This window comes from Branchiibius cervicis, assembly GCF_042661605.1.
In the GTDB taxonomy this organism is placed as follows: domain Bacteria; phylum Actinomycetota; class Actinomycetes; order Actinomycetales; family Dermatophilaceae; genus Branchiibius; species Branchiibius cervicis.
In genome coordinates, this window is sequence record NZ_JBHSWJ010000002.1 from 2126224 (window position 1) to 2146262 (window position 20039).

At 65.5% G+C, this 20039-nt stretch carries 22 protein-coding genes; 7 read left to right on the forward strand and 15 right to left on the reverse strand.

Annotation, left to right across the window (positions count from 1 at the left end; all coding sequences use genetic code 11):
* Positions 1-3 precede the first annotated feature (3 nt).
* Positions 4-729 (reverse strand): M15 family metallopeptidase, encoded by a 726-nt coding sequence (locus ACFQBT_RS11175; protein ID WP_377822718.1) that lies wholly within the window; start codon positions 727-729, stop codon positions 4-6.
* A 560-nt stretch (positions 730-1289) separates the two neighbouring features.
* Between ACFQBT_RS11175 and ACFQBT_RS11180 the strand changes: the two genes are divergently transcribed.
* Both ACFQBT_RS11180 and ACFQBT_RS11185 read left to right on the forward strand, forming a co-directional pair.
* Complete coding sequence (locus ACFQBT_RS11180) at positions 1290-1703, forward strand: hypothetical protein (protein WP_109685073.1); 414 nt, start codon at positions 1290-1292, stop codon at positions 1701-1703.
* A 32-nt stretch (positions 1704-1735) separates the two neighbouring features.
* Positions 1736-1936, forward strand: a complete 201-nt coding sequence (locus tag ACFQBT_RS11185) for a hypothetical protein (RefSeq protein WP_109685075.1) — start codon at positions 1736-1738, stop codon at positions 1934-1936.
* 34 nt (positions 1937-1970) lie between these two features.
* On the opposite strand, the gene ACFQBT_RS11190 is transcribed toward ACFQBT_RS11185, so the two are convergent.
* On the reverse strand, positions 1971-2561 hold the full coding sequence (locus tag ACFQBT_RS11190) for an RNA-guided endonuclease InsQ/TnpB family protein (protein WP_377822721.1): 591 nt from the start codon (positions 2559-2561) through the stop codon (positions 1971-1973).
* 140 nt (positions 2562-2701) lie between these two features.
* Here ACFQBT_RS11190 and ACFQBT_RS11195 point away from each other — a divergent pair, with 140 nt between their 5' ends.
* Positions 2702-4030: an IS256 family transposase gene (locus ACFQBT_RS11195; protein WP_245934222.1), complete on the forward strand. Its 1329-nt coding sequence runs from the start codon at positions 2702-2704 to the stop codon at positions 4028-4030.
* On the opposite strand, the gene ACFQBT_RS11200 is transcribed toward ACFQBT_RS11195, so the two are convergent.
* Complete coding sequence (locus ACFQBT_RS11200) at positions 4000-4884, reverse strand: RNA-guided endonuclease InsQ/TnpB family protein (RefSeq protein ID WP_377822723.1); 885 nt, start codon at positions 4882-4884, stop codon at positions 4000-4002. The genes ACFQBT_RS11195 and ACFQBT_RS11200 overlap by 31 nt on opposite strands.
* A 683-nt stretch (positions 4885-5567) precedes the next feature.
* Here ACFQBT_RS11200 and ACFQBT_RS11205 point away from each other — a divergent pair.
* From ACFQBT_RS11205 to ACFQBT_RS11220, 4 genes are all read left to right on the forward strand, one after another.
* Positions 5568-6866 (forward strand): hypothetical protein, encoded by a 1299-nt coding sequence (locus ACFQBT_RS11205; protein ID WP_109685079.1) that lies wholly within the window; start codon positions 5568-5570, stop codon positions 6864-6866.
* A 124-nt stretch (positions 6867-6990) separates the two neighbouring features.
* Positions 6991-7800 carry a hypothetical protein gene (locus ACFQBT_RS11210; protein WP_109685081.1) on the forward strand — a complete coding sequence of 270 codons (810 nt, stop codon included), beginning with the start codon at positions 6991-6993 and terminating at the stop codon, positions 7798-7800.
* 111 nt (positions 7801-7911) lie between these two features.
* Positions 7912-8373: a hypothetical protein gene (locus ACFQBT_RS11215; protein WP_146202527.1), complete on the forward strand. Its 462-nt coding sequence runs from the start codon at positions 7912-7914 to the stop codon at positions 8371-8373.
* Complete coding sequence (locus ACFQBT_RS11220; protein WP_146202528.1) at positions 8363-8788, forward strand: hypothetical protein; 426 nt, start codon at positions 8363-8365, stop codon at positions 8786-8788. Before ACFQBT_RS11215 ends, ACFQBT_RS11220 begins: the two co-directional genes overlap by 11 nt.
* Before the next feature lie 7 nt (positions 8789-8795).
* Here ACFQBT_RS11220 and ACFQBT_RS11225 read toward each other — a convergent pair whose 3' ends face one another.
* The 12 genes from ACFQBT_RS11225 to ACFQBT_RS11280 form a co-directional block, all read right to left on the reverse strand.
* A complete protein-coding gene (locus ACFQBT_RS11225; protein WP_291523225.1) occupies positions 8796-9833 on the reverse strand; it encodes an ImmA/IrrE family metallo-endopeptidase in 1038 nt (345 codons plus the stop codon).
* A gap of 27 nt (positions 9834-9860) precedes the next feature.
* Complete coding sequence (locus tag ACFQBT_RS11230; protein WP_377822727.1) at positions 9861-10817, reverse strand: hypothetical protein; 957 nt, start codon at positions 10815-10817, stop codon at positions 9861-9863.
* A complete protein-coding gene (locus ACFQBT_RS11235) occupies positions 10759-11418 on the reverse strand; it encodes a hypothetical protein (RefSeq protein WP_109685089.1) in 660 nt (219 codons plus the stop codon). Before ACFQBT_RS11235 ends, ACFQBT_RS11230 begins: the two co-directional genes overlap by 59 nt.
* Before the next feature lie 109 nt (positions 11419-11527).
* Positions 11528-12448, reverse strand: coding sequence for a hypothetical protein (locus ACFQBT_RS11240; RefSeq protein WP_377822729.1), 921 nt, complete (start codon positions 12446-12448; stop codon positions 11528-11530).
* A gap of 118 nt (positions 12449-12566) precedes the next feature.
* Entirely contained in the window at positions 12567-13085 is a 519-nt protein-coding gene (locus ACFQBT_RS11245; RefSeq protein ID WP_377822731.1) for a hypothetical protein, read from the reverse strand.
* Complete coding sequence (locus ACFQBT_RS11250) at positions 12971-13438, reverse strand: hypothetical protein (RefSeq protein WP_377822733.1); 468 nt, start codon at positions 13436-13438, stop codon at positions 12971-12973. Before ACFQBT_RS11250 ends, ACFQBT_RS11245 begins: the two co-directional genes overlap by 115 nt.
* Complete coding sequence (locus ACFQBT_RS11255) at positions 13435-14100, reverse strand: hypothetical protein (RefSeq protein WP_109685095.1); 666 nt, start codon at positions 14098-14100, stop codon at positions 13435-13437. The genes ACFQBT_RS11250 and ACFQBT_RS11255 overlap by 4 nt, the downstream gene beginning before the upstream one ends.
* 118 nt (positions 14101-14218) lie before the next feature.
* The gene (locus ACFQBT_RS11260; protein ID WP_377822735.1) at positions 14219-15052 is read right to left on the reverse strand and encodes a hypothetical protein; all 834 of its coding nucleotides are present in this window, start codon (positions 15050-15052) and stop codon (positions 14219-14221) included.
* Positions 15053-15085: 33 nt separating this feature from the next.
* Positions 15086-16042, reverse strand: a complete 957-nt coding sequence (locus ACFQBT_RS11265; protein ID WP_377822737.1) for a hypothetical protein — start codon at positions 16040-16042, stop codon at positions 15086-15088.
* 94 nt (positions 16043-16136) lie between these two features.
* The gene (locus tag ACFQBT_RS11270; protein ID WP_377822739.1) at positions 16137-17231 is read right to left on the reverse strand and encodes a hypothetical protein; all 1095 of its coding nucleotides are present in this window, start codon (positions 17229-17231) and stop codon (positions 16137-16139) included.
* A gap of 644 nt (positions 17232-17875) precedes the next feature.
* Positions 17876-18289, reverse strand: coding sequence for a hypothetical protein (locus ACFQBT_RS11275; protein ID WP_146202530.1), 414 nt, complete (start codon positions 18287-18289; stop codon positions 17876-17878).
* Complete coding sequence (locus ACFQBT_RS11280) at positions 18283-20013, reverse strand: cell division protein FtsK (RefSeq protein WP_377822741.1); 1731 nt, start codon at positions 20011-20013, stop codon at positions 18283-18285. Before ACFQBT_RS11280 ends, ACFQBT_RS11275 begins: the two co-directional genes overlap by 7 nt.
* Positions 20014-20039: the final 26 nt, after the last annotated feature.

Sequence of the window (20039 nt, forward strand, 5' to 3'; positions counted from 1 at the left end):
GGCTCAGCCCACGAAGTTGAAATGGTAGGACTCGCCGGCGGTGCCGTACCGGAACGGATTGACGAACCCGTAGCGTCCGCCGTTGATGCGCAACCAGCGGTTGCCGGCGCCTCCCCAGCCGAACTCCTCACCGCGACAGTCGGTCTCGCGGAAGTCAATCGCCACTGCCATTCCATGATTGGACGTGCCCGGCACGGCTGCACGCGGGGCACCGAACACGCGGAACCAGTACCGCTGCTCGGCGACCGGACGGTAGGTCAGGTCGATCAGGGCATAGTGACCGAACTGCTTCTTGTATGCCGCTTCGAGCGAGTTCAGTTGCTGGTTGGCGTAGCAGTTCAGGTATCGCTGGGTGTTCTTGGTGTAGCCGTAACCAACGCTGCCCGGGCTGTTGAACTGCTTGTTCACCGGGCACAGGGTTGACGTCGACAACCGGCCGTTGACAGTTCGGAAACGGGTCGACTGCGACTCGATCACACCCCTGTTGATGTACCCGCCGGGGACCTTGATCCAACTGCCGTTGACCAGAGTGCCGCTGACGAACGAGTGCGATCCGCGATGACCGACGACACGGGCTGTGGTGGACGGCGCCGACCGGACATTTGCCGACCGATCACCTGCTACCCAGCCGCGAATGCTGGTCCCGGCGTTCGCCGGTGCGACCTGGGCGACGGACAGGGCTGCTACTGCGACAGCAGCGCTAGTCACAGTCTTCTTGACGATGTTCATTCGTGCTCCTCATGGCGGACGTGCCGATGGCACGCCCGGTCGTTGTTTGCCGCGGCCGCGCAGGGTCGCGTTGCCGTCGTACGAACGGTGCGACGATCAGAAGGCCGAATCCCTTCGTCGCACCGTGAGGGCAACTCCGGCGGATCACGGGCAGCGCAAGTTCGAGGTCGCGCCGGAGTCCCCACGTCGAAGCAGCAACCCGGAGACCCGTTCTGCGCGCCGACTGGCGCAGGCGTCGCACCGTGCATGCGTGGAACTCGAACCGCTGGCGTGGCCGAGAGATTGCCCGCCGAACAGCCGCACCGGATTTGTCCTCATCCTCGGCGTGTTCGTCGCGGCGGCAGCCGATCTGGCCGCCCTCGCCGCTGTCGTCTTGGACGCTGGGTTTTGGCGAACGGTGGCCGTATACGTCGCAGCACCAACGACCCTGATCGTCCTCGTAACCCTTGGTCTGGTCGCGCTCACCGAGACTCGTCGACGTCGGCAACACCGCACACGACGTCGCACCGTCAGCGACGTGAACACCCACTCACCAGTTGAGTCGATGCCAGTGGTGCGCCATGGCTGAGGTCATCGACTTGCACCCGGCGCCCGATTGGGCCACCCCCACCACCGCCGTCGTGTCGGTGTTCGCACGCGACGGGCATCCAGTGCTGCTGACGCGGCACATCCTGTCCAGCGTCGGCGGCCAGGTGATCCTGAACAACGGTGCCCGGTTCGACTGCCAGCGCGGTATTGCGCCACGTCGCCAGGTCCGGTTCCCCGGCGGTGTCGCCACCGTTCGCCTGTTCCTGCCCGGCGACCCGCTCGCCGACATCGAACGCGCCAAAATCGAGCAGGCGATCAACTTCTCAGTGGCCGGTGCCGCAGCACTAGCCATCCACGCCGATCCCTCGAACGCCGCCGCCGCCGATGCTCTACGCGCAGGCGTGGAAGCCTGGGCCGGCTCAGCGTTGCGACCGGCCGCGCGATGAAGTCCACGTACACCCCTTCGCCGAATGCAAGGGTGCGGCGACGAATCTGGTTCTACGTCGCCCTCGACGTCCTGTTGGCCGCCCTTGTATTCGCACCATGGCTGGCCGCGGACACCCCGTCGTTACTGTCCGTGATCCTCCTAGGCGTCAACATCGCCATGACCTGCCTCGCTATTTACATCGACCTTCAGCCGCACCGAATCACCTTGGCGTACATCAGTTTTCTGGTTTGACACCTCCCCGCCCTAAAGGGCGGGGATTCCAGACTCAGGCTGCCGGTGCCCGCGCTGCGGCGGGTTCCGGTCTTACGCCCTCAACACCTGCGGGGCGTTGACCAGCCCCGGCAGCCTTGTCCACGGGTGAACCGTGGGTCGTGCTGCCCCGCCCGAAGGCGCGGGCAACCACGACGGCTGCAGCGTTCTTGTCCCGGTCGCTGGCGACACCGCACGAAGTGCAGGTGTAGGTGCGCTGGTCCAGGGGGATGCGGTGCTTGGCTCTCGCGCCACAGTGGAAACAATCCATCGTGGTGAACGCCGGGTTCACCAGTTTCAGATCACGGCCGGCTTTGGCCGCTTGCCAGACCATGGCCGCTTTGGTCGCCCCGCACGCGGCGTCCGCGGCCTTGCGCGCCAGGGACCGGTTCTTGGACATGAACTTGGGTCGGAAGTCTTCGACCGCGACCCGATCATGCTGAGCCACTAGGGCTTTAGCCCATTTGTGGGCGGTGTCGCTGCGCTGGTTCGCGATCTTCTGGTGCGCCTTGGCCGTCAACTTCTTGGCCCGCCGGTAACCCTTGGTTGGCGGGGTGCCCCTGGGGTTGCCGTGCGCTTGGTAGGAGCGTCGGGCGAGCGTGTCCAATGGTCTGTGTAAGGAGTCGGTCCTGAGAAAGGACCGTTATGAGCGACACGATGTCGTCTGTGACCAATGAAACTGTTGAGGCTGAAGTGAACGATGCCCCGTCCGTGAAGGGTGAGAGCCGGTTGGCTGCCCGGCGCGCGATCCGGGCTGCGTCCCCGGCGCGGGCCGCGGTCAGCGAGCTGGCCGAGTCCGGGGCGTTGGACGGGCTATTCGCCAAGATCGATGACGGGCAGCTGGAACTGACCGGGGATGGCGGGTTCGTCACCGAGCTGATCAAGGCCAGCCTGGAACGGGGTCTGGCCGTGGAGTTGACCGATCACCTCGGCTACGCCAAGGGCGACCCGGACGCCGACCAGTTCCCCAACTCCCGCAACGGCTCGAGCCCCAAGACGCTCGCGACGCAGGCCGGGGATGTGGATCTGGCGGTGCCACGGGACCGGGACGGGACGTTCACCCCGCGGCTGGTGCCCAAGGGCTCGCGGCGCTTGGGCGGGTTGGATGACATGATCATCAGCCTGTACGCCGGCGGGATGACGGTCCGCGATATCGCCGACCACCTCGAAGCCACGCTGGGCACGCAACTGTCCCACGAGACGATCAGCAACATCACCGACGCCGTGACCGAGGAAGTCCTGGCCTGGCAGGCGCGCCCGTTGGACGCGTTGTACCCGGTGATCTACCTGGACGCGATCGTGGTCAAGGTCCGCGACGGCGGGCACGTGATCAACAAGGCCGCGCACATCGCGGTCGGGGTCGACATGGACGGCATCAAGCACGTCTTGGGGATCTGGCTGCAGCAAACCGAAGGCGCGAAGTTCTGGGCCGGGGTCTGCGCGGACCTGGCCAACCGCGGCGTGCGCGACGTGCTGATCGTGTGCTGCGACGGGCTGACCGGCCTGCCCGATGCGATCGAAGCGACCTGGCCGGCCGCGACCGTGCAAACCTGCGTGGTGCACCTGATCCGGGCCGCGATGCGGTTCGTGGGCTACCAGGACCGCAAGAAGGTCGCCGCTGCACTGCGACCGGTGTACACCGCGGTCGATGAGAAGACCAGCAGAGCGGCGCTGGATGACTTCGCTGACTCCGAGTGGGGCATCAAATACCCACACGCGTGGAAGACGTGGTACGCCGCGTGGGACCGGTTCATCCCGTTCCTGGGGTTCCCACCCGAACTACGCAGGGTGATCTACACGACCAACAGCATCGAGTCGTTGAACTTCCAGTTGCGCAAGGTCACCAAGAACCGTGGCCACTTCCCCTCCGACGACGCCGTCATCAAGCTGCTGTGGCTAGCGATCTGCAACATCGAAGACAAACGAGCCCGCGAACGCGCCAAAGAGAAAGGACGACCCGCAGCCACACGCAAAGCCCCCGGGCGCCTCGTCGAAGGACAAGTCGTCACCAACTGGAAACAAGCCCTCGCACAACTCGCGGTCTTCTACCCCGACCGCATCAACCCCCACCTGTAAACCCCAAAACACCAACAACGAGAAACCGATTCCTTACACAGAAAACTTGACAAGCTCCGTCGGGCCATCATCCGCTGATACCGCGCCAGCTTCTGCGCGGCTGTTTTGCCGTGCCCTGGGTACAGCAAGTCGAAGGTGCCGGACTCGTCCACCTGCGTGACCACACCGGCGTCATCAACATGCGCGGTGACCGTGGTCGCCAGTTGCTTGATGCCCCAGTCGATTCCGACCACCCGACCATCACCCACCGCCGGCAACGTCTCATCCGGTGCCTGCACCACGAACGAGGCGTACCAGTGCCCGACCGCGTCCTGGAACACCGTCACCGAACTCGGCTTGCCCGGCAACGGCCGTAACCACACCACCGGGATCAACACCCCACCCGGTAGCCGCAGGGCATCCCGCCCGGTGGCCGGGTGAGTGGTAAGCCCGAAGTTGTGCCCGGCATACGACAACGTCGCCAACGAGTGGTGCCGGGACTTGAACCGAGGCAACCCAGCCCGCCTCGTGACCCGGACCTTGTTCTTACGGTCCAGCAACGCCTTCGTGCGCGATTTCGCGAACGCGCGGCAGGTCTGCTGCTGCGGATCCTGCGCCGACAGCGCCAACCAGTTGGCCCCCTCGGCATCGACGCCGGGACCAGAAACGTTGTGCCGCAACTGCGTCACAAGCGCCGCCTGATCCTTGTAACCGAACGTCGCCGCCAGATCCCCGGTCGCACGAGCCTGCCGGAACCGGGTCTGCGACGCCTCGACCAACTGGTTCCACACGAACCGGCACGCATCCCACTCCCGCCCCAAGTACGCGCGGGCCTGAGCGCCCGGGCGCAACCGGTAGGTGTAACGAACCTTCACGACTCCACCACATCACCAGGCACCGACAACATCACCCTCATACCCCACACGGTGCGACGGATGATCCGAAGTGTCCGCGTCACGGACGCGATTCACCCCCGCCCTAAAGGACGGGGCACCCTCGCTTCCGCTTGGTGGCTACGCAGGTACTGGCGAGGCGTTGAACGGTAGCTCGGCGTCCACACCCGTCGCACCGTAGCGACATGAACAGTGCGATGCTTCCCGCTAGTGGTGCCCCGAACGGAGCAACCTTCCTCCTAGCATTTGCCGTGGCCGGCGCGTTCATTGGTACGTGTTGGCTGGCGTCCAAGGTTCGATCGGTCTTTTCGCGCAGGGGCGTGTCCAGGTGAACGCTCCAGGCGTCGTCATTGTTGAGCGCGACGGCCGACCGGTGGGCTTCGAGCAGGCACCGACCAGCCCGATCACTGGCTCTGGCCGTTTGTGGGTTGCGGACACGCTCAGCCTCTTGGACGCGCACACTCACCGCGCAGACCGTTGGAAACATGCCCGTTGGCGGGGTTCGAGCCGAGCGGCAGCCGAAGCGGCGCTGTTACGCAACGCCGGCTGACCGCTGCAGGGCGGACGGACGTCGCAGTCGGTTTCGTCTGTTCGCGCGCAACGCGGGCGGGCGAAACTTGTCGACGGACGGCTGCGCCAGCGGACGGACGTCGCACCGTACCAACATGCGCAGTCGCCTCCTGACCACCACCGCGGTTCTGATTGCTTCGGCAACGTTGGTTGCTGGATGCTCCGGCGCACCAGACGCCACGCGCACCGTCACCGCGACGGTCACCCAAACTTCGGGCGCCAACGTGCACGGCTCCATCCAGGTGGCTGCGTGGTCTTCTGAGCCCTACCAGGGATCTTTTGCGGACGCTGGCGCGGGTGGGAAGCTGTCCACGCCGGACGGGTCCTGGTCGTTCTATGCCGACCGCAGCAACGTTTCGAGTTACCTGACAGGCGACACCAAGGCGTACTTCGTCTCCAACGGGACGTACACGGCGGCTGACGCGACGAGCACCCCCTCGACCACGCGCGCCGCACCCAGCCAGTCGGACTTCACGCTGCTACCTATCGGGTGGACGTTCACCGCGCCTGCACCGACCGCCGGCGTCGACGCACCAGCCTCGTCCAGCGCATCCCGCACAAAGATCGCCTTGCTGGCCGGTGGCCGCGCAATATCGTTGGCGGGCAACCTCAACGGCGGCGGCAAAGCGGTAGTAGCGATCCCGGCCAGCGCCGTCTCCAGTGCTGTCGTGCAAGTGACGTACGCGGGCCTGGTCCAGAAATACGATCCGTTCACCGGCCGGCTGCTGACTACAGGTGTTGCGGCTGGCCTTTACGACAACCTGTCGAATGTCGGCACAGGCAGTTGCCCGCCCATCAAGTCCGGGTTCGACTCCAGCACCGGGGTCCAGATCAACGCGACGTGCGGCATCGTGTCGGTCACGCGGTCCGCTTATAACCCGGAAAGCGGCTGGGCCCCAACGGGAACCGTGTGGGTGACGGTTGTCACCATCTTGCCAACCACCACGGCAACGTACCGGCTCAGTGGCGTCGATCCAGCGGTGTACAAGCTCACCCCGAAGGTGACCGCTGCCGGACTGGGCGGCACGAAAGCATGGTCGGCGACCGTCACCGGTCAACAGACAACGCTGGTATTCGCTGCTCCGGCGCGGCACGCTTCGCTCGCCCTGTCGATGCAAGTCACCTACACCGGAACCACGACTGACCCCCGGACCGCCTCTCCAACGATCACAGTCACACCTGCGGCGCCGACCAGCGCCCCGACGCCCTCGACCAGTGCTGCCACTTCCACGACTCCGGAAGCGCCGACCAGCACGGCGACGCCCACCCCTGGGACCACCAGCAGCGCCGTGCCCACGCCGCAAACCTTCACGCTCACACCGGTCATCCCAGGCACAGTCACGATCCCTGTCACGGTCAACACAACCGTCCAGTTCGCCAGTCTCGGCAACTGAGCTCCGCCGCCAACCAATAGGGCATGACCACTGTTGACGACTCAGGACTCCTTCGTCATCACACCTCGCGCATCGAGCTTCGCTCGGCGCACGAGGCAACCCGACCGGGCCGAGAGGAGTCAGCATGAGCACGGTTGATGCGTCGGGTGCGATTCACGGCAGCGACGGCAAGTTCGCGGGGCACATCGCCAGCGAACCAGCCTCGTCGGTTGCCCTGGCCGAGCCACTGGCACCCAATGCGCGCGAAGCCGAAATCAAGACCGTGTTGGAACGGGTCCACACCACCGTTCAGGCGCGCGTCCAGTCGCTGTACGCCGCGCACGAAGCGGCCGGCGGGCGCGTCGACATCGACACGGTCCGAGGTGAGGAGCACGTCCGCTGGACCGACACCGACGGCAACCTGTGGCGACAGACAACGCCGGCCGACCCGGACGCGTTCGATGACTACGACATCGGGCTGCCGGTGGAAACCTTCGACCGGCAACCGACCGCATGGATCATGCGTGACGGCGCTGTCGTCCGGCAGGAGACCGACCCACGCACCGGCGCCCTGATGCCGTTCATCACCAACGCCGCAGAAGGCGGTACGCACACCCGCTACTTGGCGAGCAACGCCGACGAGTTCACCGACTCCGACGGGAAGTTCCACCGCAGCGGCGGAAAGGCTGCGTGGATCAGCGCCGACAGCGTCGAGTGGTACGAACACGGCGTTTCCCACCGCGACCGCAGCGATGGACCCCAACAGATCGACGCCGATGGCCAGTGCAGCTACTACGAGTTGGGCCATTACATTCCAGCCTCGGAGCTCGCCCCCGACCTGCTGGCGCGCCACGGTGTTCGACTGGACCCTCAAGATGGCAACCTGTACGTCGAAGCTGTCGCCGACGACCCCGATTGCGACTTGATGAACATGTACGCCGAGGGGGATCTGTGATGAGCACCGTCGACGCTTCCGGACTCCTCCGGCTCGCTCCGCATCGCCTCCGTCATCACACCTCGCACATCGAGCTCAGCGCGGCGCCCGAGGCAACAAGGGAGGATTCGGATGACTACCGTTGATGCGTCGGGCGCGATTCACGGCAGTGACGGACGGTTCACCGGCCACGTAGGTTTAGAGCCCGACATATCCCTGACTTCGTCCAGTCTGTTTACACCGCAGGCGATTCCGCTGAGCGACCAGGCAGCCTTGGCCGCTCACCGGGCCTACACCAGTGAGGTCGGTGCTGCGCGCAATGCGATCCAAGAACAGATGGACCGCCTGGATGCGCAACTGTTCGTGCGGGAAATGACTGCTGAGTGGGCGGCCGCGGAAATAATCGACCTGAACCTCACCCGGGTCGACACCGCAGCGGTATCGATCACCGACGATGAAGAAGACGGCGAACGCGCGGTCTACGTCGCCCGTCGGCCGCCGAACCGTGCTGAAAGTCTGGGCCAACAGCCGCATACTCAGCGGGTTCTACGAGCGGTTCGCCGTCGACCCAGACGACGGGGACGTGTGGGATGAGGAGTGGGAGCTAGACGTCGCAAAGCTGCGTCGCGAGGGTGCTTTGGAACAGCCCGATGGCGTGTGGCAGGTTGCCGATGCGGCCAACCAGCAGCGACGGACGTTGTCGTTTTCCCGGATGAGAACCGACGTGCGAGACAAGTGCCCGCGTGCCCGGTTCGTGGCGTACTTCAACGATGCTGATGGCCCGGTGCTGGACGGACTGTACGACGCCGATGGGAACCAGGTGTACGGCGACAAAGCCGACCCGAGTTGGCACACCGACTCCTCCGTTCGCGACGACGATTTCGAGAGCGAGACGGCTGGACTGATCCAGGACATGGGAGACATCGCCCGCGACCACTGGCCGGACACGACGCCGGACTGGGCGTCGCGGGACATCAACCTGATCGACCTCGGCGGGGCCGAGTCCTAGCTGCGGACTACTCCCAGCCCGCTTCGTCACGCAGCGCGTTGAACGCCTTACCCGCCTTGTCCAGGGCCTGCGTGACCGCCTTCGGGTCACCCTTGGACCAGCCGGCAACGTAACCCGGGCTGAAACTGTTCGGTTGGGCGGCGTCGATGCCTCGCTCCCGCAGCACCATGTAGCTGAACGACTCCGCCTCAGACTCCATCTGCCCGCGGTGCGAGGCGTAGTCCGGTGCGTCACCGTCACAGTGTCCGCACGCGATGTGCCCTGCTTCGTGCGCCAACGCCTGCGCTTTCTGGGTGTCCGACAACCGCGAGTCGACGACCAGCTTCTTGCTGGTCGGGCTCACGTACGCGAGGGTGCCGGTCAGGTTGACCGGGTCGCAGCCGGCGATCTCCTCCTCGTGGTAGCTGAACCCACGCGAGGCAACGAAGTCCTGCAGTGCCTTGCTGGTGCCTGACTCCACCTCGCCGGTGAACGGCTTCGCAGGGTGCTGGGCGATCGGTTCGCCTTCGGTCTGGCTGGCCTCGAAGACCGCGACCGCGGAGAACCCCGCCGTGATCTGCTTCTTGCGGGTTTTGCCTGGGCGGTCCGGATCCTCCTCGGTGATCCACTTCTTGTTCGGCCCCAGGATGTAGAGAGCCTTCTGACCCTTGGTGACTTCGCGTCCAGCCTTCTCCCACTGGCGGAACCCGCGCGCGTCGATGGTCCCCATCCGGGTGAAGATCTGATCGGGCTCGGTCAACCCTTCGCGTTGCGCGACTTGCAACGCCGCCAGCATCTGGTTGTTGGTCGACCACCGAGACATGCCGTTGGCGCGTCGTGCGTCCAGGTAGGCACCCAGTTGCCCGGACTCGACCAGGTCGCCGACCGCCTTCTCCAGGTCGGCCTTCATCGCCTCGACCCGATCTTTGCCTTTGAGGTCGGCGTACGGGCTGGCAGCAACGACCGGGTGCTCCAAGCTCAGTCCGTCGTCAGGTTCCCCCGCAATGTGCCCAGCGAACTTCCCGTCAGCACCGTGGATTGCGCCTGTGATGTCAACCGTGGTCATGCCTTGTTGGTTGGCGGCGCACTCCCGTCAGCGACGTGAAAGGTCATCCAGATCAATGACCGCTTCGTACAGGCTGTCCCAAGTGTCCGCCATGTCCGGTTCGAGGCTGGCGTCCCGGCCACCGAACTGCGTCCAGGCTGTCGCGAACCCGGTTTCGGCAGCCCCTTGCACCAGGGACTCAGGATGTTCGTTTCCGATCATCCGGCAGGGGTCGAAGTCCACGTCAGCCCCGTCAGAATCCAGCACGGCGTCGATCTGCCAGTAGTCGGAACCGTCCGGGCGGCGGAGAGCAACGAACCTGCCGCTGGGGCACTCGGCCCGAACCATGTCCCGCAGGCTCTCCAGGTCACGCTTTGAGGCGATGTCGGTGCCCGCGTTGGAGGCTCGGTGCACCACGTCGATCGGCCTGCCGGGTGTGTCCAGCTCGCGCCGAAGTTTCTCCAGGTCAATGCGTGCGCTGGCGGCGTCGTGGTTCATCGTGCCGGGCACTGCAAAACGATCCAGGAACGCGCCTACTTCGTCTGCAGGCATCGAAAACTGTTGCGAGATTCGGTCGCCATCCTCTTCTGGTTCGATCCAAACCACCGAGTCGTCACCGTCGAACTCGTATGTCACCTCGGCCTGAGTTGCCTCATCCGGTTGCCCACTGGCCGAGGAAACCTCTGCGCGTTCCAGGGCCAGGTGGCGGCCCGCGAGACGAGCCATCTCCTCGTTGATCTGCTCCCTCATCGCAAGCAGATACGACTCCATTTCGAGGGTCGCCTCACCCGCACGCGAAAGCCGGTCGGTGAGCTGCGCGCCACCAGGGGTCGACAGGCTGACCGTCGAATCCGCCTCTCCTGCAATGTGTCCCGTGAACTTGCCATCGCTTGCGTGGATCGCGCCCGAAGCGTCAACTGTGGTCATCGCGTGACTGTCCCTTCTCTTAGGTCTGAGGTACTTGAGGGTGTGGATTCTTAGAGTCGACCCAGGCGTCGAAAGCATCGAGTTCAGGCTGCTCGACTCGGTGGTTGCGCAGCCAACGAGTGGCGTGTTTGAGCTCGGCTGACAGGACCGGCTTGCCGTCGGCGAAGTCGCGCAGACCGTACGTCGCGTGATACCTCGCGACGTCGGCGGCGTCGGAATCGGTGAACGACTCGCCGCGCGCAGCCTTGCTGGCGGCTTCATTGAAGCGGCGCACCACCTCAGTGCGTTCTGTGGGAACCGGCTGGCCAGCGGGCACGTAGTACGGCTTGCCCGGCTCCCCCTGTGTGTAGATCTCGATCTTCTCTCGACGACCCTCTCGAACCCACCGGAACGACTGGCCAGTGGTCGCGAGTCTGCGGTTCAACTCGTAGGTGGGGTCGTCACTGTTGGCGGTCTTGATCTGTTCAATCTTGGCGCGCAACTGCGCTGTCGACAGGTGAGCGAACTGCTGAGCGATGACGCGGTCGAGGTCGCCCCGCAACGGCCCGTACTGGTCGTGATCCGGCTGCGCCTCTGCCGCCGATGTCAGCATCACAGACGAATCAGACTCTGCCGCAACGTGACCCGCAAACTTGCCGTCGGACCCGTGGACCGCACCCGACGCATCGACCGTGCTCATGCAGACTCCTCCAGGCCAGGTCGGGTTGCCCCGTGCGCCAAGCGCAGCTCGGTGTGCGGGGCGCGGACACGCGTCGCGAGCCGCAGGAATCCGGCGGTAACGACCGTGCTCATGTGGTTTCGCCCCATTCGGCGTCTTCCTCATCGGCCATCCAGGAAGCGCCGGCCATGGCCGCGTCGAGGTCGACGTCGCTGGCTTTCGCCCAGTGATGTAGGTCGGTGAGCATGTCTTTGACGGCCGTTTGCTTGTCGGCCTCCTCGCCGTGGGCGGCCAGGTATCCGCCGACGAACGGGCTGATCCGCCGCACGCTAGTGTCGCGGTTGTACTCCGAGCCGTCCGGCCTGAGCACTCCGTCGATGTTCATCGTCAACAGCCGCACGTCGCCGAAACCGACGCTGGCCTTGAAGTGCGGCGACATGGACGCCTCGGTGTAGACCAGTCCGCCGGACACCCCTTCGATGTCCGAGTATGCGGCGGTGTCCCACAGGTCGTCCTCCAAGACTGTGCCGTCGGCGGCGACCAGCTCCCGCGGATGCCACCGGTCGTCGGCGTACTCGTCGCTGTCGCGGAACGTCACCGTGGCAGCGTCCGGGTAGTACGCCCGCACATACTGTGCTGCGGCGATCGCAGACTTCTCATGCTGCTGCCGCTGAACCGCCCAAGCAGCATTGCCCAGGTCGAAAGCCCGCCGGGCACTGGACGCCGCCCGCTGCAGCATCTGCTGATCTGGCTCCGGGTCGGTCACGCCCACCTCTGACAGCGTGGGGTCTTCCGCGGCGCGTCCCAGCACGTCGTCAATGCCCCCTGGGGCGACCGGCGTCGGCTCGATCGAACAGGACAGCATCGTCTTGTCGCCGTACTGCTTGGCCGTCAGGTACACGGTCTCCCCGGAACGCTGCGCCGTCACGTAGCGGCTCCCTGCTGGCGGCCCGACGGGCTGCTCCAGGGTCACGTCCGACTCGGAGCTGACGTGGCCAGCGAACCTGCCGTCGGACCCGTGGATAGCGCCGGAGGCGTCGACCGTGCTCATGCCAGAACCTCCAGGCCCGGTCGGGTTGCCTCGTGCGCCGAGCGAAGCTCGGTGTGCGGGGCGTGGCGACGAAGGCGTCGCGAAGCGAGCCGCAGGAGCCCGGAGGCGTCGACCGTGCTCATCGCAGATACTCCGGGTCGGCGTCGAGGTCGATGACGTTGCACCCGCGCGGCACCCACTCCGCATGGGCGTCGGGCCAGTAATACTCGGCGCGGTCCCCGAGTGCGTTCAGGTCGTCGTTGACGTCCATCTCGAAGTCGTCGTCACGCGCGGCGAAGTCGGTGTGCCAACTGGGGTCGGACTGGTCGCCGTACACCTGGCTGCCGTCGGCGTCGTACACGCCTTCCATCTGCGGCCCGTCGGCGTCATCGAAGTACGCCACGAACCGGCCTGCCGGCACCACGTCCCGGACCTCGTCACGGATCGTGGCGTGCGCCTGCTTCGCGGTCGCACGCTCCGCGGCATCCCTGACTTCCCACAGTCCAGTCGCTGCCGGCTTCCTTGCTTCGGCGCGCAACTTGGTCAGGTCGACCAAGTCGTCTTCGCGGCCGGCCACCCCGAAGCGTTCCTTGAACGCCAACGTCGAGCCGTCCCGCATCGTGCGGTAGATCGGGTGCATGTCGTCGCGTCCGGGCACAGCGTCAGCACGATCCGGCCGTCCACATCACTGCGGTCGACGAACACGGTCGCGACCTGGGCGTCACGGATGGAGGGAGTGTCGCGCTCCGCCCGAGCCAACTGTGCCGCGAAGTCTTTGACTGCCAGGTCGGCGTCGGCATTGTTGATCTGATCCTCGATCGCGTCGAGTGACCGCGCCAGGGCGAGATTGCGTCGCTCAACCGCTTCGAGGGTCGCGTCGTCGTCCAGTGGGTTGCCCGGGCTGGAGGATCCAGAGGTGAGGCTGACGGAGTCGTCCGCTTCTCCCGCGACGTGACCAGTGAACTTGCCATCGCTTCCGTGGATCGCGCCGCTGGGGTCAATCGTGCTCATGCTGGTTCTCCGTTGCTGCGTCGGGTGGCGAGCTCGCTGCGCAGTTCTCCCGTTCGACGCTGCAACTCGGCGAGATGCGCGTCGATCGCTGAGTCCAGGTCGGCTGCCGCTTCCTGCGGGGTTCGGGGTGGGTAGTCCTGGTCGATCTGGTCGAAGCTCAACGTCACTGACCCGGTGCGGTCAGCGCCTTCGGGGTGGTAGTTGGCCAGGTTCACTCGCGCGTTCCACAGCCGGTCAGTCAGTTCTCCGGCGTCAACCAGATCCAGGTAGGTATTTCCGCCGGCGTCCAGGACCATCGGCTCGCCCGAGCCGTCCAACACGCGGTCGGGAAACCAGTCGCGGCTGTCGTGGTCGTACTCCAAGACGACCGCTGTCGAGCCTGGGTAGCGCGAACTGAGTTCGTGGCGGATCGAGCGAAGGGATGCACCGTGAGCCTCGCGGGTCAGCGCTCCCCGCTCGGGGAAGTCGAAGTGTTGCAGCGCCAGATTGGTGTCCAACACGTCGGCGGCCAGGTTGTCGCCAACTTCCATCTGCTCCGCGTTCTGCGGGACGCCGAGGACCGCAGGCGCCGACGCTAACGTCACGGTCGATTCGGAACTGATGTGGCCGGCGAACTTGCCATCCGCGGCGTGGATCGCGCCCGACGCATCGACCGTGCTCATATCAGAACCTCCAGGTTGCGTCGGGTTGCCTCGTGCACCGAGCGAAGCCCGATGCGCAAGGTGTGATGGCGAAGGCGATGCGGAGCGAGCCGCAGGAATCCAGCGGCGTCGACCGTGGTCATAGCGCTACTCCGGAGATGTTGTCGAGGTCGTACAGGCGGTGGTACTTCCCTCGCGACCAGCGCGGTGCCAGACCAGTGCCGTCGATGTTGCCGTAGCCGGACTCGCCGGGTGTTTGCAGAGCGTCGAAGATCTCCCCGTCACCCGGGTCCTCGAACGGCAGAGTGTTGCCCTGAACATCGGTGACTGCGTCCAGTTCGTAGCTGCCGTCGGAGTCGATCACGCCGACGTAGCGTGCGGTGGGGCACTGCTCGCGGACCCGGTCGCGAACCGTGGTCAGCTCGGCCCGGGCGAGGTCGTCCCGGCTCGACTGCCACCGTGCGGCAGTCAGTGTTCCGACAGCCTGAGACGGCTGCGCTCCGAGCACCCGTTCCATCGGGCTCAACACGCTTCTGCGGATCTTGTCCACGTCGAGCCCGACATCGGTGCCGTCGCCGTATCGCTGCTGGAATGCAACAGCCTGGTCACCGGTCATCGGGTCGCTGCAGGCCAAAAGGTTGTAGTCGCCCTGCGACCAGATGGTCGCTGTCAGGTCGCCGTCGTCTTCGTCGAAGGAGATCTCGGCGAACGCGCCATCCGGCAGCCCACCGTCAGCGACCAGCGCAGCGGCCATCTGCCGGGCCTGCAGTTCAGCGACCTTTTCATCCAGGTCTTGCTGGATCTGGATGATCTGCTCAGCCATGTCCAGATTGGCGGCGTTGATCTGATCCAAGTCGGGACTTGCCTGTGTTACCCCTGCCAACGTCACCGCCGGGTCCGGCTCTCCCGCAACGTGGCCAGCGAACTTGCCGTCGCTGCCGTGGATCGCGCCCGACGCATCGACTGTGCTCATGCCTTGTTGGTTGGCGGCGGTTCCTGTTTCCCGTCAGACGATGAAGCCGCGGTTGTACCAGTCCAGCAGCCGGTCGCCGTCGTCGTGGTGAAACCCGTTCAGCCACAGCGACCCATCGCCGGCACGAACCACGTTGTGCCGAGCCATCTGGGCTTCGGTTGGCTGAACACCGGCACCAAACTCCACGTAGTCGACCCGACCGTCATAGCCAACGATGGCCGGTCCCTGGTCGACCTCGCGATGGGTGATGCCTCGGCGTAGGTATTCGATTGTTCGGTCGCCCAGGTACGCCGGACCGTCGGTGCGGTGCGGACGACGTTCCTCATCGACGGACCATTGCGTCCCTGTCAGCGGGTAGAAGCTGGTTATCGTCCCGTCAGGGTCGGTATGGGAGAGCATGCCTTGGTCGCGCAAGGCTGCCTTCACCAGGTTCCCGTCGGGGGTCAAGACGGCGGTCGGCGTGCGGTCGGTGAACTCCACCGGCACGCCCATCTGCCGACACCCGCTGGTGTCGCGCCAAGGTCGGCCGTCGCGAGTCCATCTGACTACTTGCCGGGAACGCTTGTCGGTGATGACCTCGATGCGGCCGCCTGCCGCTTCGTGCGCTTCAACGTCCCTGAGCATGGCTTCCGAAGCCGGTCGCTGTGTCGTGAGGCTCAGCCCCAACCCGAGATTGCCAACCCCGGACCGCACACTGTCCGGCCAGTCTTCGACCGGTGTGTTCGCGATGTCGACGCCGCCCACGATGTGCGGTGGCGTGCCGCCGGTCCGAGGATCCATGCGGGCGTCGCGCAGCACACGCTGTGCTGTACGGCAACGCTGAGTCAGCACCACATGGTCGTGGCTGGTGCCCCCGGGGTCGACCGCCGTATCCGGTTGATCCGGCACGGGGTCGCCCAAGGTCACCGACGAATCCGCCTCTCCCGCAACGTGGCCCGCGAACTTGCCGTCGGACCCGTGGATCGCACCCGACGCATCGACCGTGCTCATTCGGACCCCTCCTGGTTGTGTCTGGCCGCACCGTGCGTCGAGCGGAGCCCGGTGTGCCCAGCGAGCCCGAGGAGCCCCGATGCGTCACGAGCCGTCATGCCGGTTCCCCGTCGAATCGGCCCTCGTAGTAGGCGTCCGCCGGGTTGAATCGTGGACCGGCTCCGGGCACCCGCCAGCCGCCAGCCGGGTCAGGTTCCAAACCGGCAGCCCGCGCCTGGCCAGGGAAGATCTGGTCGTCGACGTTGCAGCCGTTCTCGATGAAGTGCGCCTTACCGTCTGACCCGATCACCGCCGGCCCCTGATTGCGGTCGCGATGTGTGATGCCGTGCCGGCGGTACTCGATGCAGCGTTCGTCGATCATTGCTGGACCGTCGTCGCGGTGAACCAGACCGATTTTGTCGTGGTACGCCTCAGACTGGTCGTCGGGGTCGGCAGACCAGGTGTGGGCGCCGCCGTCCGGTAGTTGCCGCTCGAAATGCAACCGGTAGTCACCGTCGCCCCATTCGGCCCGTTGCGGGCGCAGTAGTTCGCCGTCAGGCAACCGGGTCGCCGAGACGAACCGCTTCTCCACCGCCGGGCCCATGCCGTCATGGGCGTCGAAGTCCTGCGTCTCGGTGAACTCGACCGGCGTTCCGTGAGCGTCTTCGTAGCGGAAGCTAGCGGCGTCCCATTCGCGCGCGGCCACGCCCAGCTCGCCGTCGGCGTTCGTCCACGACGTGACCCGCTGCGTGTTGCGCGGGTCAGAACCGAAGTGCTCATCCTCGACGCTGACGTTCCCCCCGAACTGTTCGTGCAGTTCCCTTGCCGCCAATGCCTTTTCGCGGCTAGCCGTCAGCGCATCCCGCAGGCTCTCAGGTACCTGGTGGCCCGGGTTTTGCTCGATGTGCTCGGCATACAGAGCAAGGTAGGCTCGGGCGCGCAGCGGCATGTTGCCGATATAGGTGTTGGCGATGTCGACGTCGCCCACCATGACCGGCGGGCAGCCACCGGTGCCGGGCTCGATCGTCACCTGGCGCAGTCGCCGCTGCGTCGCAGCATCTCTGGCGCGGATATCCGGGTCGTTCGGCAGGTCGTCGCCGGTGGCGCCCGGCTGGGCTAGTTCGAGTCCGTCGTCCGGTTCACCGGCAATGTGGCCGGCGAACCGCCCGTCGTTGCCGTGAATCGCGCCTGATGCGTCAACTGTGGTCACGCCATGTTGGTTGGCGGCTCAGCCCGCTTTGCGCCGGGACGGCTGCGCGCGGGTCCCTCTCGTGGCGGCTTGGCGCCTTGCTCGATGCTTGCCCGCCTCGTGGTCGATCTGGCGGAATGTGACGTCGCCGGAACGAAGCACCTTCACTGCACCGCTGCTACGGCACCGTCGGCAGTGCCATGGTGCGTTGACGTCGGCGAAGCTGTACTGCATACAGACCGAACACAATGCGATCACTGCCTTGGCTTCATCAAGTGCTGCATGAAACGCAATTCGTCCTCGCTCCCCCGGGCGCGCGACCACGACGAACCGCCAAGGGAAAGACGGACCGAACCCGCACGCGCAATCGTCATGCAGTCCGGACACCTCAACCGGTTGGCCGTGTTCACAGCCGGGTGCGTGCATGGTCGCAGTAGCCAGTTCCCCCGGTTTCCAGAGCCGTTCGTTGTGGGGTCCCTTCACTTCGACGAAAGTGCTCAGCCGCGGCAGATACATGTCACAGCGGTAGTAGGTGCCACTGGGCATGACGACCCCCTCTGGTTCGTACTGCCACACCATCCGCAGCGCATCAAGGTTGACCGCCCAGTCGGCTTCGAGGGTGGAGCGGAACCGGACACCGGCGTACGTCTGCGGAATTGCTCGCATCACAGGCCGTCCTGACGGTCCCGTCGATCACGACGGTCCTGCTGGCGTTCCATGCGGCGCATCTCGCGGCGGTCGACGTAGGTGACGTTGCGCCGGTTGTAGTAGTTCTGCTGGCTGTTGCTGTAGTTGCCGGAGCCGGACGGCGGGCTGTCGATGACCGACCACGCCAGCCAGGCGAGGAAGATCACCCCGACCGCGCTACCGGCAGTCTTCTTCCAATCGGTCAGGCCGATCCTGGCGCGCAACTGACTGATCGTGGCGAAAACGTCGATGACGCCGAACGCTTTGAGCGCCCACAACACAATGGCGCCGGCCACAGCCAAGCCAACGATCCACGCGATCAGGTACACCAGCTTCCCGACAGCGCGAAGCAGGATGTTCTCCGCGAACCGCCACTCGAACATCCTCAGCATTCGCAAGTCCCGTCGCTACGAATGGGTGCTCGGCACGACGGGCACCGTGGGCCATCGGCGCCTGACGTCCCAGCACCCGCATCTTTAGCGGCACGCTGAGCCTTGGCCTGCGCCTCTAGGCGCCTACTAGCTGCCGCTGCCGCTGCCGCGCCGAACAGTTGCTCACCGTCGTCGCTGAACGTCTCCGGAGCGTCGCGGCGCGGGTCGAAGGCTGGGCCTTCGTCGTCAAGGTCTTCCTCCGACACGGGACAGTATTCGTCCATCTCCGCCTGTGTCGGCTCCGGCCGGGACGTGGTGGGCACGCCACGGCTGGCAAGTTCGGCGTCGAGCTGGCCAGAGGTCGCGAAGAACGACTTGAACACCACCGGCGCTTGCCCTTCGAGCTCGGCCCCGCCGACGCCCTTGGAGACCATGCCGCCGTTTGCGACGTTGTCCGGCACCGTCGGTACGCGGTCGGCAACACTGAACGCCTGATCACGTTGTATCTTCGAGGGGTTCGGCCCCATCAGAACACGCTGACCAAGCAGCGTCTTCAACGACGGCGGCAGTCCTGAGTTCTGGTTCGACACCTGACTGCTCAGCAACATGCGGATACCGACGAACCGCTTCTCCGCGGCAATCTTCGTGATGACGCGTTGCAGCTTGAACTTCAGTCGGTTCTCCTCGATAACCTCTTGCACTTCGGGCATCTTCCGGTCCACTCCAGGCGGAAGCTTCTCCCCCACCAGCAACCCGGCCACCTCGTCCACGATGCACAGGATCGGCGGGAACCGCTGGTCGTCGGGCAGGTCGAACCAGTTGGTCACGCCGGCCTGCTCCAGCACCTTGGCGCGGCGGTTGCCCTCCTCGTAGACCAACGCCAACGCCGTCACCGCCGAACGCAAACCGTCACAGCCCCAGCCGCCGTCGCGCACGTACTTCTTGCACCAGGAGTAGTCGATCGCTTTGGACGGCTCGTCCACGATGACCAGCGCAGCGCCCCCGGCGACCTGGTCGGCGATGATGCTGTTCAACGTGTTCGTCTTGCCCGCGCCCGCGGTGCCACTGACCAATCCGAACGCGTGAGCTCGCCAGTCGATGCTCACGGTGTCGTACTTCTTCTGTCCCGGCGGCGGCAAGATGTCGCCGATCGGGGTCCGGTGCAGATCAGCTCCGAGACCAGCCAGATTCAATCGGATAGTCGGTGGAAAAGTCGGCGGATCGCTCGGGATGACCTGAGCCGTCAGCTTGTTCGCGTCCGCGACGACGTACCAGCCGAACTGCCCGACGACGCTGGTGGCGACCTCGTCCAGCTTCTCGTCGTGCTTGGACGGCATGTAGGACTTCGGCAGACCCAACAGGTAGCCACCACCGGGGCGCGGGGCGGCCTGCACGTCCCACGGCTTCACCCCGAGCGCCGTCGCGACCGCGCCGCGGCAGCGCGCGGTGTCGTCGTCCAGTTTCGTCAGGGTAGCGCGGGCAAGGTGTGGGTCGAAGTCAGTCAGGTAGAACCCCGGGTAGGTGTCCTGCAGCGTCGCTGCGACCTTCTCGCCCATGGTCGGTTTGGCGTCGGCCGCCGACAATGACACCTGGAAGCTCTCCGGGGTCTTCACGCTGCCACTGGCTTTGGCCGCAGCAGTCACCGTCGTTTCAGCGACGTGCCGTCGGAACACTGCCACGTTCGCTTCGGTGTCGATGTTCGCCAGGCTCCACTCGGGGCCTTTGGCCTGGCGAACCTTGCTCACGACTGCACCGGAATGACGGTCCGGGT

What these genes read in the sequence shown, in the direction of transcription:
- ACFQBT_RS11250 (WP_377822733.1), bottom strand. Translation starts at nt 13,438, where the DNA reads ATGAGCACGATTGACCCCAGCGGCGCGATCCACGGAAGCGATGGCAAG.
- ACFQBT_RS11255 (WP_109685095.1), bottom strand. Translation starts at nt 14,100, where the DNA reads ATGAGCACGGTCGATGCGTCGGGCGCGATCCACGCCGCGGATGGCAAG.
- ACFQBT_RS11225 (WP_291523225.1), bottom strand. Translation starts at nt 9,833, where the DNA reads ATGACCACGGTTGACATCACAGGCGCAATCCACGGTGCTGACGGGAAG.
- ACFQBT_RS11230 (WP_377822727.1), bottom strand. Translation starts at nt 10,817, where the DNA reads ATGCTTTCGACGCCTGGGTCGACTCTAAGAATCCACACCCTCAAGTAC.
- ACFQBT_RS11205 (WP_109685079.1), top strand. Translation starts at nt 5,568, where the DNA reads ATGCGCAGTCGCCTCCTGACCACCACCGCGGTTCTGATTGCTTCGGCA.
- ACFQBT_RS11175 (WP_377822718.1), bottom strand. Translation starts at nt 729, where the DNA reads ATGAACATCGTCAAGAAGACTGTGACTAGCGCTGCTGTCGCAGTAGCA.
- ACFQBT_RS11235 (WP_109685089.1), bottom strand. Translation starts at nt 11,418, where the DNA reads ATGAGCACGGTCGATGCGTCGGGTGCGGTCCACGGGTCCGACGGCAAG.
- ACFQBT_RS11265 (WP_377822737.1), bottom strand. Translation starts at nt 16,042, where the DNA reads ATGAGCACGGTCGATGCGTCGGGTGCGATCCACGGGTCCGACGGCAAG.
- ACFQBT_RS11210 (WP_109685081.1), top strand. Translation starts at nt 6,991, where the DNA reads ATGAGCACGGTTGATGCGTCGGGTGCGATTCACGGCAGCGACGGCAAG.
- ACFQBT_RS11215 (WP_146202527.1), top strand. Translation starts at nt 7,912, where the DNA reads ATGACTACCGTTGATGCGTCGGGCGCGATTCACGGCAGTGACGGACGG.
- ACFQBT_RS11240 (WP_377822729.1), bottom strand. Translation starts at nt 12,448, where the DNA reads ATGAGCACGGTCGACGCCTCCGGCGCTATCCACGGGTCCGACGGCAGG.
- ACFQBT_RS11180 (WP_109685073.1), top strand. Translation starts at nt 1,290, where the DNA reads ATGGCTGAGGTCATCGACTTGCACCCGGCGCCCGATTGGGCCACCCCC.
- ACFQBT_RS11260 (WP_377822735.1), bottom strand. Translation starts at nt 15,052, where the DNA reads ATGAGCACAGTCGATGCGTCGGGCGCGATCCACGGCAGCGACGGCAAG.
- ACFQBT_RS11275 (WP_146202530.1), bottom strand. Translation starts at nt 18,289, where the DNA reads ATGCTGAGGATGTTCGAGTGGCGGTTCGCGGAGAACATCCTGCTTCGC.